Source organism: Limosilactobacillus albertensis (assembly GCF_014145555.1).
Classification (GTDB): domain Bacteria; phylum Bacillota; class Bacilli; order Lactobacillales; family Lactobacillaceae; genus Limosilactobacillus; species Limosilactobacillus albertensis.
Genome location: NZ_JACIVD010000066.1, coordinates 105,034 through 118,738, shown reverse-complemented (window position 1 = coordinate 118,738; position 13,705 = coordinate 105,034). Strand labels below are relative to the sequence as shown.

The following is a 13,705-nucleotide window of genomic DNA, read 5'->3' as shown; positions in this document are numbered from 1 at the left end:
TATTAAAAGCAGCAAATTTATCTGAGTTATTTTAGAAAGGGTATAATTTTGCTGCTTTTTCTTGTATCATTTTAGTGTAATTAACTTGATAAGAAGGGGACACGAATGGATCGAAAGGCAAGACGAAAATATATTGAGCAAGTGGTTAATGACCGCAAGATTGAAACACAAGAAGAGTTGCTCAAATTGTTGGCGGATGCGGGTTTTGAAACAACCCAGGCAACTATTTCACGCGATATTCACGCACTAAATATCGTTAAAGCAAATGATGGTAACGGTCATACGCACTATGTTCAATTACATGTGACACCAGAGCACAACTTTGAACGGCTATATCAGGGTATTCATGATAATGTCCGGACAATTGAAACAGTTCAATTTATGAATGTGGTTAAGACGGCGCTTAATTCTAGTTACGCAACAATCTTAGCAGGGATGTTTGATGAACTTGATATTCCGGAAGTTGTAGGCACGCTTGCTGGTAACGATACCTTGATTATCATTAGTAAAAATAGTGATGATGCTAAAATGGTCTATGATTTAATTATTCAACATATGCATTCATAAATTGAATAGGAGGGATTTCTATGGATGGACAAAAGAAAGGTATCGGTAAAGGCGAACTAATTGCCCTAATTGTAAGTTCATGTATCGGTACCGGGATATTTGGTATTACTAGTGATGTTGCTGCAGCTGCGGCACCAGGGCCTGCTTTGTTGGCTTGGATTTTTGTTGGTCTTGGTTTCTTAATGTTGGTTCTTTCACTAAATAATTTGTCAGAAAAACGACCAGACCTTACTTCCGGGATTTTCTCATATGCTGGAGCCGGATTTGGGCCACTAGGTGAGTTTATTTCTGGATGGTCTTACTGGCTGTCTGCATGGTTGGGAAACATTGCCTTTGCTACGATGTTAATGAGTTCAATCGGAACCTTTTTCCCAACGTTTAAGGGTGGTCAGAATTTACCATCAATTATTGTTGCCATCATCTTCTGTTGGTTATTAACGATTTTGGTTAACAATGGTGTTGAGAGTGCCTCTTTTGTTAATATGATCGGAACAATCTGCAAGGTTTTACCATTAGTTATCTTTATCATTATGATGGTTGTTTGCTTTAAGGCTGGAATGTTTACGACAGACTTCTGGGGACGTGTTGCTAACAATGCTTCTCAAGGAACGACAACGGGTTCTGTTTGGGAACAAATGAAGGGTACCTTAATGACGCTGATTTGGGTATTTATCGGTGTTGAAGGTGCTTCTGTTATGGCTAGTCGTGCTAAGTCGCTTACAGCCGCTCGTGAAGCTTCTTTAATCAGTTTTGGCCTCTTAGTAATCATCTATGTTTTGATTTCAATTTTGCCTTATGGTACATTAACCCGGGCAGAATTGGCTGGAATGGGTCAGCCTGCTATCGGACACGTTCTTCAAGCAACTGTTGGTAACTGGGGTTCAATCCTAATTAACGTTGGTTTGATCATTTCAACAATTGTTTCTTGGCTTTCTTGGACAATGCTTCCAGCTGAAACGACGATGCTGGTTGCCGATGATAAAGCAATGCCTAAAGTTTGGGGAAAGGTTAATGCTAAAAAGGCACCAACTGCTTCCTTAATGATTACTGCGGTGTTACAAACAATATTCTTGTTCTCATTGCTCTTCACTGATAAAGCCTATGAATTTGCATATTCACTATGTAGTGCAGCAATTTTATTCTCATACTTATTTGTTGGACTTTACCAAATGAAATACAGTTCTGCACATCAAGAATGGGGACAATTCACGATCGGTTTGCTTTCTGCAGCATTCATGTTTGCATGTATGTTCCTTGCTGGATGGCAAGAAGTATTATTAGTTTCAATTAGTTTTATTCCTGGATTCTACATTTATTACCTAGCATGTAAAGAAAATGATCGCAAAGTTACAACTGCTGAAAAGTGGACAATGGCATTAATCTTAATTCTTAGTGTTATCGCAATTTGGCTTGTTGCTAATGGAACTATTGCCATTAGCTAGGTAAATAATGTATAATTATTCCGCATTTGAAGAATATTTATAAGTGAGGTGATTAAGGTGAAGGAAAAGAAATTAAATCTCTTCCTCTTAATCACCTTAATTGTAGGAACGATTATTGGTGGTGGGATTTTTAATAGTCCGACCGATTTGATTTTGAAAGCAAACCCAATGGCAGCACTAGTCGCATGGTTGATTGGCGGCCTAGGAATTTTAACGCTGGTATTAGTCTTTTATAAACTCTCTGTTATTAAGCCGGAGATGAATGGTGGAATTTATACTTATGCAAAAGAAGGCTTTGGTAATTACGTAGGTTTCAATTCCTTTTGGGGATATTGGATGGGGGCAGTATTTGGTAACATTGCCTTTATTTCGCTCTTCTTTAAAACCTTAAATAGCATGTTAGGTTCGCACCAGCTTTCACCGTTGATGTGCTTTATCGGTGGCTCAATTATCTTATGGGGATATACAGCTATCACATGGTTTGGTGTTCATGAAGCAAGTATCTTAAATGCGGTTATTACGATTATAAAAATCTTACCGTTGCTCTTGGTAGTTGTTATAGGGATTTTTGCTTTTCAGCCGCATATTTTTAATGTTCCGGATTGGACGGCTGTTCTTGCGGTTAATCAGACGCATGTATCATTTGGCAACCAGATCAGTGGTGCAATGAGTACGATTGTCTGGTGCTTTGTTGGAATCGAAGCTGCTGTTTCAATGTCCCGCCGAGCAAGTCGGCCACGAGATGTTGGGAAGGCAACAATTATCAGTTTTGTGATTGTGTTAGTCCTTTATATCTCAATTTCAATCATTCCAATGGGGATTTTAACAGCTAAGGAACTAAGTCAGACCTCGGTTCCGCTTGCTGCTGCTCTTAGTCATACTGCATTAGGTGTTGCGGGAAGTTTAATTATCAAAATTGGCTTATTGGTTTCGCTTCTGGGCGCTCTTCTAAGCTGGTTTATGATTGGACCGGAGATTGCATATGTAACAGGTTACGACCGCGACATGCCACGCGCGTTTAAGATTGTTAATCGTCATAGTGTTCCAGGATTTGCGTTGATTGTATATACAATAATCATGCAGGGATGCTTGTTAGTGCTATTACTTCCCCAGCTTCAAACCGCGTATACAATCGCTTATACTTTAGCCGCGACAATGACATTAGTTGCTTACTTGTTATCCGCGTTATATGGCTTAAAATTAGCTATTAACGAAAACTTGGGGATTGGCTTTAAGCTTATTGCTATTCTCGCGTCACTGTATTCTGTTTATATGTTGGTTGCTTCGGGGCTTGAATATGTATTTGCTAGTGCAATTATTTTTGCACTTGGAATACCATTATTTGCAGGAGCTCCTAATAAAATGAGCAAAAAGGAAAAATGGTTGGCAGCTGTTATTGCACTAGCGGGTGTGATTGCGCTTATTCTGATCATTAACGGGAAAATTAGTTTTTAAAAACATGAGGACGGAAATTAGCTTGGTCCCTAAAAAGTAATAGGATAGCATAGTCTAAAAAGGCTCCAGAGTTCGGTTTTGCCGAGCATTGGAGCCTTTTATCATTCTCATGTTTTTCTAAATTTTAATCTTCGCTAGTCATTTTACTTTTCATATTATCCATTCGCCAAACAACATAAGTCTCAATCAACGTGATGAGGCTTACCCATAAAATTGTAAAATTCGATGAGGTAAGAAACAGTAAGATGATTAGTATCCAGGAGATCCAGTTCCAACGACGCTCAAGACGTATTACCTTTACAAATCGTGGTGGAATCTTTGCCGGATTTTGAACAGCTAGTGCTTGAAGCTGCGAGAAAAGCCGAACTTCCCAAAAGCTTTCAAGCAGGAAAATAATGGTAAATACAAATGTTATTGTTTGATTCACTGGTTGTCACCTTACTAAAATGTAGGCTTTATTTTAAGCGCTTTTTGACTACTCAAGTCTGCATCTGGGTATTTATGTTCAAGGGCAGCTAAAAGAATCTTTTTAGCAATTTCACCATTTCTTGTAAGAATTGGTCCATGGAAGTAGGAACAGTAGGTGTTTTTGTAGATTGCCCCTTCAGTGTGATCTTCGCCGTTATTCCCATTGCCAGAAATAACTTTTCCAAGCGGCCGTTCATCTTTTCCTAAGAAAGTTCGACCGTTATGATTTTCAAAACCGTGATATTCTTGGCCGCTTTCTTCATTTTTAATAGTGATATCACCGATGAAACGATGGTTATCCTGGCTTAGCGTGTAGTGATCAAGGATACCAAGTCCAGGAATCTTTTCACCGCCAGCGCCGATATAATAGTGACCGAGAAGCTGATAACCTCCACAAATAGCGAGAAGGGGTTTCCCGTCGTTAATAAACTTACTAATCCCTGTTTTTTTATTTGGAAGGTCTTTAGAAACAACAAGCTGCTCGTAATCCTGACCGCCGCCAAAGAGTGCTAGGTCAAAGTCCTGGGGGTTAAATTCATTGTCGATGCTAATAACTTTGACGTCGATATCTGTATCCATTTGTTTAGCATAATATTGAAGAGCAATAATATTACCAACATCACTATAGGTATTTAACAAGTCGCCATAAAGGTGGGCGAGATGCAAGTGGTATTTTGCCATCAGTCCATTCCTCCCTTAATATAGCCTTTATCTGCTAGTTGCTTACGTAATTGAAGAACCGCAGTATAGGTAGCGAGAATATAAACATGCTCAGTAGGCATTTCTTTAATTTTATCAATTACTTGCGTTAAGTCCGGCTCATGCCACATTTCATTTACGCCAGCCATTGTTAACCGGGTTGTAATATCTTTATACCGTTCGCCACCAGTCATATATTGCGGGATTTGGTGACGAGTAAGCTTTTCAAAGTCACCATCCCAGATCCAGCTAGTATCAATACCATCAGCATAATTAGCATTCAGTAAGAAAGCAAAACTAAATGGCTTTTCATCGGTTTCAATCATATCTAAGACTTGATTGAGACCAACCGGATTCTTAACGAGGATCAGAGTGACTTGTTTTCCATCGATATTAATAACTTCTTGTCGGCCAAAAACTCGTTCATCTGATTCAAAGGCGTCCTTAATCTGTGCCTGGCTCACTCCCAAGAAGCGGCCAAGCGAATAAGCGGCTAAAGCATTATAAATGTTATATAGTCCGCCAATTCCAATTGTATACTCTTGCCCATCAATCTCAAAGGTTGAGTGTGTTGGGGTAAGCTTATTAATCTTTGTAACAGCATACGTTAATTCTGGACGATGGAAGCCACAGTTTGGGCAGAAATAGTTACCCAGTCCGGCATAAGTACGCATCCGATATTTTAAGATATGCTGGCACTTGGGACATAGCAAGCCATCAGTGTTAGCGGGTGCATTAAAAGGTTCTTTTTCTTCATGGTTGAAACCATAATAGATAATTGGGTTAGGTAGTTCTTTACTATTGAAGAGCTGCTCATCCCCATTAGCGATAATCGTTGCTTTTGGTGCTAATTTGACTCCCTGCAGAATCTTATTATATGTGGTATAAATTTCCCCGTACCGATCCATTTGATCACGGAAAATGTTAGTAAAGACAAACGCAATTGGCGTGATATATTTACATACTTTGACTACGTTTGCTTCATCAACTTCAAGAACAGCAAGTCCTTTTTTCTTTGGACGCGGTGCAGTAATAAAGGTTGTCACAATTCCTTGCTCCATGTTAGAACCAGTTGGGTTAGTGAGAACCTGATCATATTTTTCACGGAGAACTCGTACGCTTAATGCGGTTGTTAAAGTTTTTCCATTAGTTCCTGTTACAATTACAAGGTCATACTTTTTGCTAAAGGCTTGCAGAATATTTGGGTCAAGCTTTAAGGTTAATTTTCCTGGGAGCGAGCTTCCGCCATTCATGAACGTATGGAGAAACCAGTAGCTTGACCGTCCGGCAAATTCGGCAAATGAACTTCGAACTGTCATGAATAGATGTATTCCTTTCGTATCAATTGTAAATAATACAATATTGATGATTAAATTACCGTTTAATTCTAAACTTTACGATCACAAAAAGAAAGTTATTAAACTGAAATTATTATAAGATTAAAGTTATTCAATGTAAAAAACTCTTTCCTAATGTAGAAGTATTTAAATGATCCAAATTTTTGGATATAATGAAGAGTACTATGCAAACAAAAAGGAGCAATTGTAGTGGCACAACTATTCTTTAAATATGGCGCGATGAATTCCGGAAAGTCAATCGATATTTTAAAAGTTGCTCATAACTATGAAGAGCAAGGGAAGCCCGTTGTCTTGATGACTAGTGGCGTTGATGATCGGTCCGGCCGCGGAATTATTGCCAGTCGGATTGGGTTAGAGCGTAAAGTGAAGCCGATTATGGATGACACGAATATTTATGATTATGTCAACAAAATGGACCATAAGATATATTGTGTATTGATCGATGAAGCACAGTTTTTAAAGAAAGAGCACGTCCTACAATTAATCAAAATTGTTGATGAGCTAAATATTCCGGTAATGGCTTTTGGATTAAAAAATGATTTTCGTAATGAATTATTTGAAGGTTCAAAGTACTTACTAATTTATGCTGACAAGATTGAAGAGATGAAAACAATTTGCTGGTTCTGCCCTCATAAAGCAACGATGAATTTGCGAATTCATAATGGTAAGCCGGTATATGAGGGTGAGCAGGTCCAGATCGGGGGAAATGAGTCATATTACCCGGTGTGCCGAAAACACTATTTTCATCCCAAATTAAAATAATAGGAGGAATAATAAAGAATGGAAATGGAAGAAATTTTCGACAAGCTTCAAGCAGTTGCCGACCGTTACGATGAATTAAACGAGTTGATCAGTGATCCAGAAGTAATTGCCGATTCCCAGCGTTTTATGAAGCTTTCAAAGGAAGAGGGAAGCTTACGTGAAACTGTCGAGAAATATAACCAATATAAAAAAGTTACACAAACCATTAGTGATGATGAAGAATTATTACGTGAGACTAATGATGATGATTTAACTGCCTTAACAAAGGAAGAACTAGCAGAAGCACGGGAAGAACAAGCACAATTAGAAAAAGATCTTGAGTTGCTTTTAATTCCTAAAGACCCAAATGATGATAAAAACATTATTATGGAAATTCGTGGTGCTGCCGGTGGGGATGAAGCGAGCCTATTTGCGGCTGACCTTTATAACATGTACCTTCACTATGCCGAAAAGCAGGGCTGGAAAGTAGAAGTTGTTGACCGTAATGAAACTGAGGTCGGTGGTTTTAAGGAAATTGCCTTGATGATTACCGGTGATAAAGTATATTCTAAGCTTAAGTTTGAAAACGGGGCACACCGGGTTCAACGGGTCCCTGTTACTGAATCGGCTGGCCGGGTTCACACGTCAACTGCAACCGTTGGGGTAATGCCAGAAGCTGAAGATGTGGACGTTGATATTGATCCTAAAGATATTCGTGTCGATGTTTACCGTTCAAGTGGTGCGGGTGGTCAGCACGTTAATAAGACATCGTCAGCGGTTCGGATGACGCACTTGCCAACGGGGATTGTTGTTGCAATGCAAGATGAGCGTTCCCAACAACAAAACCGTGCTAAGGCAATGCGGATTTTAAAGTCACGGGTTTATGATTATTACCAGCAACAAGAACAGAGCGCCTATGATCAAAAACGGAAAGACGCAATTGGGACAGGTGACCGGTCAGAGCGGATTAGGACCTATAATTATCCGCAAAACCGGGTTACCGACCACCGAATTGGTTTAACCTTAAATAAACTTGATAAGATCATGGCTGGTGATTTAGATGAAATCATTGAAGCTTTAATTGTTGCTGATCAGACGCAAAAATTGGAGCAGCTCCGGAATGAGTAGGTTCGTGCCAACTAATTACTTCATGGCTCAGCGATGGGCAAAAGAACAACTACAAGGAACCGATATTGATCCAAGTGCCCCGCAATTTTTACTTCAACAGCTACATGGCTGGGATGCAACTCACTTACTATTACATAATCGTGATGAAATGCCGGTTGATGAAGTAAAATGGTGGGAGGACGCAATTACAAGGTTGCTTAAACATGAGCCTGCTCAATATATTGTTGGGCAGGCCCCATTTTATGGACGAACTTTTAAAATTAACAAAAATGTTTTAATTCCGGAAGCAGAAACGGCGGAACTGATTGATTGGGTACTACAGGAAATGCCAGCTAGCCCGCTAAAAGTTTTGGACTTAGGAACAGGCAGCGGGGTGATTGGTATTACCCTGGCATTAGAACGCCCAAACTGGAAAGTGAGCTTAAGCGATATTTCGTCTGATGCTCTTACCGTTGCTCAAAAAAATATGACGAATTTTAACTTAGAATTACCGTTAATTAAAAGTGACCTATTTGAAAATATCGATCAACGATATGACTTAATTGTGACTAACCCTCCGTATATTGATCCAGATGATACTGTGGCAATGGATCAGGCTGTCCTTGAAAATGAGCCGAAGATAGCTTTATTTGCTAATGAGCACGGCCTAGGATTTTATCATCGCTTATTCAAGCAGGCAGGACATTACTTAACATCGTCTGGTCAGATATTTGGTGAAACTGGTTATGATCAAGAGGACTCAATTCAAAAATTACTACATCAAACCGATGAACACGCACAGATATGCCCACGACATGATGTGGCAGGAAAAATGAGGATGATACACGCATGGGATTTTTCAAACGCAGGAGGAAGATAGTAAGAATGGATACGAGGATTTTTCGACATGGTGAGATTGCCCAGGCAGCAGCTGCAATTAAACGTGGTGAATTAGTTGCATTTCCGACAGAAACTGTCTATGGTTTAGGGGCTGATGCAACAAACGAAGAGGCGGTTAAAAATGTTTACTTAGCCAAAGGACGGCCGAGTGATAATCCGTTAATTGTCCACGTTAATTCAATTTCAATGGTTGAAAAATATGCTGCAGAGATTCCCGATAATGCTCGAAAGCTAATGGCTGCATTCTGGCCAGGCTCTTTAACCATTATTTTAAAGATTAAAAAGGGTGTCCTTTCAAAAACGGTAACGGGGGGCTTAAAAACAGTTGCTTTCCGTTATCCAGATTGCCAGCCAACACTTGATCTTATCGAAGAAGCAGGTGTTCCAATGGTTGGACCATCTGCTAATACTTCTGGAAAACCAAGCCCGACTACTGCTCAACATGTCTACCATGACTTGCATGGCAAAATTGCGGGGATTCTTGATAATGGTCCGACACGAGTAGGGGTTGAATCAACCGTTCTTGATATGTCAACAGCCCATCCTGTGATTTTACGTCCTGGTGCTGTTACTAAGAAAGATATTGAGTCAGTAATCGGCTCAATTGATATTAATCATCACAAAGTTGGAAAAAATGAAGTTCCTAAGGCGCCGGGGATGAAATATAAGCATTATGCTCCTAAAGCGCAGGTGTATATTGTTGACGAGGGTACTGATTGGAATAAGGTTGTTGAATGGATTCGCCAACAGCCGTTCGATGTCGGAATGATGGCAGAAGGCAAAATCCTCCAGCAAGAAGTATTACCAATGAATGCGATCCAATTCTCATTAGGTAAAAATGTTCAAGATGCCAGTGCCCGTTTATTTGATGGTTTACGGCAATTTGATGATCAGCCTAACGTTAAGGCAATCGTTACCCAAACATTTCCAGCGCATGATTTAGGTGGTGCATATATGAATCGGTTAAATAAGTCTGCTGGTGGTATGCACTTTGATAGTAATGCGGTAAAATAAAGACAGTTGAGTGGAAGAGAAACCACTGTCTAATTAAAAATCTCAATAAAATAATAAAGAGACTGAGTAGTTACCAGCCTCTTTATTTATAACCAGAGGAGATGTCGTGAATGAACTACGGTAAGAAGTCACCCCAACTATGGGCAGCAATTAAAAACGAAGAACAGCGGCAACAAGATACGATTGAATTAATCGCATCGGAGAATATTGTTTCAGACGCTGTTCGTGAAGCACAAGGATCAGTGTTAACTAATAAGTATGCTGAAGGGTATCCTAATAAGCGTTATTACGGTGGTTGTGAATTTATCGATCAGGTTGAACAGTTAGCCATTGATTATGCTAAAAAGTTATTTGACGCGGCATATGTTAATGTTCAACCTCACTCTGGATCGCAAGCTAATATGGCAGTGTATCAAGCATTGCTTAAGCCTGGCGATGTAATTTTAGGGATGGGAATGGATGCTGGTGGTCATTTGACTCACGGAGCAACTGTTAATTTTAGTGGAAAGCTATATAAAACTTATGGTTATGGCCTTAATTCAGCAACTGAAGAACTTGATTACGATGAGATTATGAGTTTGGCTAAGAAAGTAAAACCTCAATTGATAGTAGCAGGGGCATCTGCATATAGCCGGATTATTGATTGGCAGGCATTCCGCAAGATTGCTGATGAGGTTGGAGCTTACTTAATGGTCGACATGGCCCATATTGCCGGCTTAGTTGCTACAGGAGCACACCCTAGTCCAATTCCAGTTGCGGATGTTGTAACGACAACAACTCATAAAACATTACGCGGACCACGAGGAGGAATGATCTTATCTAAATCGGTTGAGCTAGGCCGAAAGATCAATTCGGCGGTTTTCCCAGGTACTCAGGGTGGCCCGTTAGAACATGTCATTGCTGGGAAAGCACAGGCATTTTATGAAGATTTGCAACCTGAATATACTAAATACATTCAACAGGTAGTAAAAAACGCTGCTGTAATGAGCCAAGTATTTAAGGCAAGTGAACAGGTCCGCGTGGTTTCAGGAAAGACTGAGAATCATCTCCTTGTTTTGGACCTTACCAAGACCGGTTTGACAGGAAAAGATGCGCAAAATCTTCTTGACCGTATTCACATTACAACAAATAAAGAAGCAATCCCCAACGATCCACGAAGCCCATTCATCACCAGTGGTTTACGAATCGGAACTCCAGCAATTACGAGTCGTGGTTTCAAGGAAGAAGATGCACAGCAAGTTGCTGAACTGATCATTACTGCGCTAACAAATCCAACTGATGAAGAAAAATTACAGCAGGTAGCGGAGCAGGTTCAAAAACTGACTACTAAGTACCCAATCAACTAGGAAAATATGAATATAAAAAGTTGTTAGGATTCTTTGTCACACCTTGATTTTTTTGGTAGAATAGTGAAGAAATTTAAAGGAGTGTATTTAGCATGGGCAAATTTGAAGTTATTGATCATCCACTGATTCAACACAAGTTAACAATGATTCGGGATAAAAATGTAGGGACAAAGTTTTTCCGGGAAACTGTTAAGGAAATTTCAACTTTAATGGCTTATGAAGTTGCGCGCGACATGCCATTAAAAGATGTTGAAATTGAAACCCCGATTGCTAAGACGACTCAAAAGGAGCTTGCAGGGAAAAAAGTTGCTATTATTCCAATCTTACGTGCAGGATTAGGGATGGTCGATGGGATGACTGACCTTATTCCTGCAGCCAAAATTGGCTTTATTGGAATGTATCGGGATGAGGAAACATTGAAACCTCATGAATATTTTGTAAAGCTTCCAAATGATATTACAGAACGGCAATTATTTATTGTTGATCCGATGCTTGCTACGGGTGGTTCTGCAATGATGGCGATCGAAGCATTAAAGAAGCGCGGCTGCCAAGAACAAAATATGAAATTTGCATGTTTAGTTGCTGCCCCTGAGGGAGTTAAGGCTGTTCGTGAAGCTTATCCAGATGTTGATATTTATACTGCTGGATTAGATGACCACCTTAATAAAGATGGTTATATCGTACCAGGATTAGGTGATGCTGGTGACCGGCTTTTTGGTACTAAGTAAGATTTAAATATTTATCAGGTAACTGAGGAGATTGGGAAGCTTAATGTTTCGCCAATCTTTTTCTTTTAAATATGATTTTGCGTTGAAAAGGCTTTCGCTTATAATAGGTACTATATTAGAAAAGAGGGATTGATGAATGGTAACCCGAGTTAATGGGATTGCGGCAAGTGATGGGGTCGGGATTGCTCCGGCCTACTTGTTAACAAAACCTAATTTAAGCTTTGAAAAGTACCATGTTAGTGATGCGGCCAGTGAAAAGAAACGCTTGCATAATGCTTTTGACAAGATTATTCGTAACTTGGAAACGACTAAAAAGAACCTAACTGGTAAACTTAGTGATGAAGATCTGGCAATATTTGATACCCATATTGCTATTCTTAATGATCCGGAAATGATTAAACAAGTAGAAAATCGGATAACTAATCAACGGTTAAACGCGGAGTCTGCTTTTGCCGAAGTAATAACAAAGGCGATCAAAACACTTCAGGCAATGACAGGAAATGAGTACATGCAGGAGCGGGCTGCTGACTTTCAGAACATTCAAGATCAGGTGCTTGCTGAATTAGAGGGGAAAGAGCTGCCTAATTTACGAGCATTAGATCACCCGGTAATTGTGGTTGCTCATTCGATCGGTCCTTCTGATACTTCCCAGATGGATGCTCGTTTTGTGAAGGGAATTATTACTGATCTTGGTGGCCGGACCAGTCATGCGGCAATTATGGCGCGATCCTTGCAGATCCCTGCAATTGTTGGATGTAATGATATTACAAGAAAAGCGGTAAATGGCCAGAATGTAATTGTTGATGGGTTTGAAGGTAATGCAATTATTGAGCCGGCATCTACTGAAATTAGTCAGTATCAAAAAATTGCCGATAAATTTATGAATGTTCGTCAACAATGGCAACAAATGGTAGATAAGCCCTCAGTAACGGCTGATGGCTCTAAATATAAAATTGCTGCTAATATTGGTTCTTCTGTCGATATTTCTTCAGCAATGGAGAATGGTGCGGACGGTGTTGGTCTGTTTCGTACTGAATTTCTTTACATGAAAAGTGATCATTTGCCAACTGAAGATGAACAATTTAATGCTTATCGAAAAGCTGTTGAGCAGTTAAAAGGGAAACGATTAGTTGTTAGAACCTTGGACATTGGTGGTGATAAGCCATTACGCTTTATGCCGCTACCAAAAGAAATGAACCCGTTTTTAGGGTATCGGGCAATTCGAATCGCTCTTGACCGACCAGAGATGTTTCGGACGCAGTTAAGAGCGCTTCTTCGCGCATCTGAATTTGGGAAGATCAGTATTATGTTTCCGATGATTACAACACTGGAAGAACTTCAAGCTGCCAAGAAAATTTACTACGAGGAACAGCAAAAGTTGGCGGTTGATCATCCTGAAATCGGAAAAGATGTTCGGTTGGGAATAATGATTGAAGTTCCATTAGCGGCTTTAAATGCTGAACGATTAGCTGCAGAAGTTGATTTCTTTAGTATTGGAACTAATGACTTAATTCAATACTGTTTTGCAGCAGACCGTGGTAATGATTCTGTCTCCTACCTTTACCAGCCTTTGAATCCGACTTTTCTTAAGCTGGTAAAACACATTATTGATTCTGGCCATGCTCACAATACAACGGTTGCAATGTGCGGTGAAATGGCTGGTGACCGGTATTCGCTGCCTTTATTGATCGGAATGGGTCTCGATGTTTACTCAATGAGTGCTAGTTCAATTTTACGAACAAGATCGATGATGAGACAGCTAGACGGAAAAAAGTGTCAGGAACTTTATCAAGAAGCAATTACTACCTGTGATTCAATGCCAGCAGTAAAAAAATTAGTTCAACATTGGTTAGTAGAAAACTAAAAAGGATTTAGGAAAA

The 13,705-nt window shown here is 39.8% G+C and carries 13 protein-coding genes; 10 read left to right on the top strand and 3 right to left on the bottom strand.

Annotated features, from left to right (window positions below):
* The first annotated feature begins 105 nt into the window (after positions 1 to 105).
* Genes H5S41_RS08155 through H5S41_RS08145 form a run of 3 tightly spaced genes read left to right on the top strand, consistent with a single transcriptional unit; the run spans position 106 to position 3,464 of the window.
* A complete protein-coding gene (locus H5S41_RS08155; protein ID WP_153710156.1) occupies positions 106 to 567 on the top strand; it encodes an arginine repressor in 462 nt (153 codons plus the stop codon).
* Positions 568 to 587: 20 nt separating this feature from the next.
* Positions 588 to 2,009 carry a basic amino acid/polyamine antiporter gene (locus tag H5S41_RS08150; RefSeq protein WP_182602919.1) on the top strand — a complete coding sequence of 474 codons (1,422 nt, stop codon included), beginning with the start codon at positions 588 to 590 and terminating at the stop codon, positions 2,007 to 2,009.
* Between the two features lie 48 nt (positions 2,010 to 2,057).
* Entirely contained in the window at positions 2,058 to 3,464 is a 1,407-nt protein-coding gene (locus H5S41_RS08145; RefSeq protein ID WP_182602918.1) for an amino acid permease, read from the top strand.
* A gap of 124 nt (positions 3,465 to 3,588) precedes the next feature.
* Here H5S41_RS08145 and H5S41_RS08140 read toward each other — a convergent pair whose 3' ends face one another.
* From H5S41_RS08140 to H5S41_RS08130, 3 genes are read right to left on the bottom strand one after another with little or no spacing between them, the layout of a single operon-like run.
* Complete coding sequence (locus H5S41_RS08140) at positions 3,589 to 3,891, bottom strand: hypothetical protein (protein WP_182602917.1); 303 nt, start codon at positions 3,889 to 3,891, stop codon at positions 3,589 to 3,591.
* Between the two features lie 14 nt (positions 3,892 to 3,905).
* Positions 3,906 to 4,613 carry a type 1 glutamine amidotransferase gene (locus H5S41_RS08135; protein ID WP_182602916.1) on the bottom strand — a complete coding sequence of 236 codons (708 nt, stop codon included), beginning with the start codon at positions 4,611 to 4,613 and terminating at the stop codon, positions 3,906 to 3,908.
* Positions 4,613 to 5,950 (bottom strand): Mur ligase family protein, encoded by a 1,338-nt coding sequence (locus H5S41_RS08130; protein WP_182597474.1) that lies wholly within the window; start codon positions 5,948 to 5,950, stop codon positions 4,613 to 4,615. The genes H5S41_RS08135 and H5S41_RS08130 overlap by 1 nt, the downstream gene beginning before the upstream one ends.
* 228 nt (positions 5,951 to 6,178) lie before the next feature.
* Here H5S41_RS08130 and H5S41_RS08125 point away from each other — a divergent pair, with 228 nt between their 5' ends.
* The 7 genes from H5S41_RS08125 to ptsP all read left to right on the top strand — a co-directional run bounded on the left by H5S41_RS08125 (position 6,179) and on the right by ptsP (position 13,689).
* Positions 6,179 to 6,751 carry a thymidine kinase gene (locus tag H5S41_RS08125; protein WP_182602915.1) on the top strand — a complete coding sequence of 191 codons (573 nt, stop codon included), beginning with the start codon at positions 6,179 to 6,181 and terminating at the stop codon, positions 6,749 to 6,751.
* A 24-nt stretch (positions 6,752 to 6,775) separates the two neighbouring features.
* Positions 6,776 to 7,858 (top strand): peptide chain release factor 1, encoded by a 1,083-nt coding sequence (gene prfA / locus H5S41_RS08120; RefSeq protein ID WP_182597494.1) that lies wholly within the window; start codon positions 6,776 to 6,778, stop codon positions 7,856 to 7,858.
* Complete coding sequence (gene prmC / locus H5S41_RS08115; protein WP_182602914.1) at positions 7,851 to 8,717, top strand: peptide chain release factor N(5)-glutamine methyltransferase; 867 nt, start codon at positions 7,851 to 7,853, stop codon at positions 8,715 to 8,717. Before prfA ends, prmC begins: the two co-directional genes overlap by 8 nt.
* A 5-nt stretch (positions 8,718 to 8,722) precedes the next feature.
* Positions 8,723 to 9,751 carry an L-threonylcarbamoyladenylate synthase gene (locus tag H5S41_RS08110; protein ID WP_182602913.1) on the top strand — a complete coding sequence of 343 codons (1,029 nt, stop codon included), beginning with the start codon at positions 8,723 to 8,725 and terminating at the stop codon, positions 9,749 to 9,751.
* A gap of 110 nt (positions 9,752 to 9,861) precedes the next feature.
* Positions 9,862 to 11,097, top strand: coding sequence for a serine hydroxymethyltransferase (gene glyA, locus H5S41_RS08105; RefSeq protein ID WP_182602912.1), 1,236 nt, complete (start codon positions 9,862 to 9,864; stop codon positions 11,095 to 11,097).
* A 92-nt stretch (positions 11,098 to 11,189) separates the two neighbouring features.
* Positions 11,190 to 11,825, top strand: a complete 636-nt coding sequence (gene upp / locus H5S41_RS08100) for a uracil phosphoribosyltransferase (protein ID WP_153710164.1) — start codon at positions 11,190 to 11,192, stop codon at positions 11,823 to 11,825.
* A gap of 136 nt (positions 11,826 to 11,961) precedes the next feature.
* Positions 11,962 to 13,689: a phosphoenolpyruvate--protein phosphotransferase gene (gene ptsP / locus H5S41_RS08095; RefSeq protein WP_182602911.1), complete on the top strand. Its 1,728-nt coding sequence runs from the start codon at positions 11,962 to 11,964 to the stop codon at positions 13,687 to 13,689.
* The last annotated feature ends 16 nt before the right edge of the window (positions 13,690 to 13,705 follow it).

Bases quoted from the DNA above. Each gene is read 5' to 3' on its own strand.
- H5S41_RS08155 (WP_153710156.1), top strand. From the start codon at position 106: ATGGATCGAAAGGCAAGACGAAAATATATTGAGCAAGTGGTTAATGAC.
- H5S41_RS08150 (WP_182602919.1), top strand. From the start codon at position 588: ATGGATGGACAAAAGAAAGGTATCGGTAAAGGCGAACTAATTGCCCTA.
- H5S41_RS08135 (WP_182602916.1), bottom strand. From the start codon at position 4,613: ATGGCAAAATACCACTTGCATCTCGCCCACCTTTATGGCGACTTGTTA.
- H5S41_RS08130 (WP_182597474.1), bottom strand. From the start codon at position 5,950: ATGACAGTTCGAAGTTCATTTGCCGAATTTGCCGGACGGTCAAGCTAC.
- prfA (WP_182597494.1), top strand. From the start codon at position 6,776: ATGGAAGAAATTTTCGACAAGCTTCAAGCAGTTGCCGACCGTTACGAT.
- prmC (WP_182602914.1), top strand. From the start codon at position 7,851: ATGAGTAGGTTCGTGCCAACTAATTACTTCATGGCTCAGCGATGGGCA.
- H5S41_RS08110 (WP_182602913.1), top strand. From the start codon at position 8,723: ATGGATACGAGGATTTTTCGACATGGTGAGATTGCCCAGGCAGCAGCT.
- glyA (WP_182602912.1), top strand. From the start codon at position 9,862: ATGAACTACGGTAAGAAGTCACCCCAACTATGGGCAGCAATTAAAAAC.
- upp (WP_153710164.1), top strand. From the start codon at position 11,190: ATGGGCAAATTTGAAGTTATTGATCATCCACTGATTCAACACAAGTTA.
- ptsP (WP_182602911.1), top strand. From the start codon at position 11,962: ATGGTAACCCGAGTTAATGGGATTGCGGCAAGTGATGGGGTCGGGATT.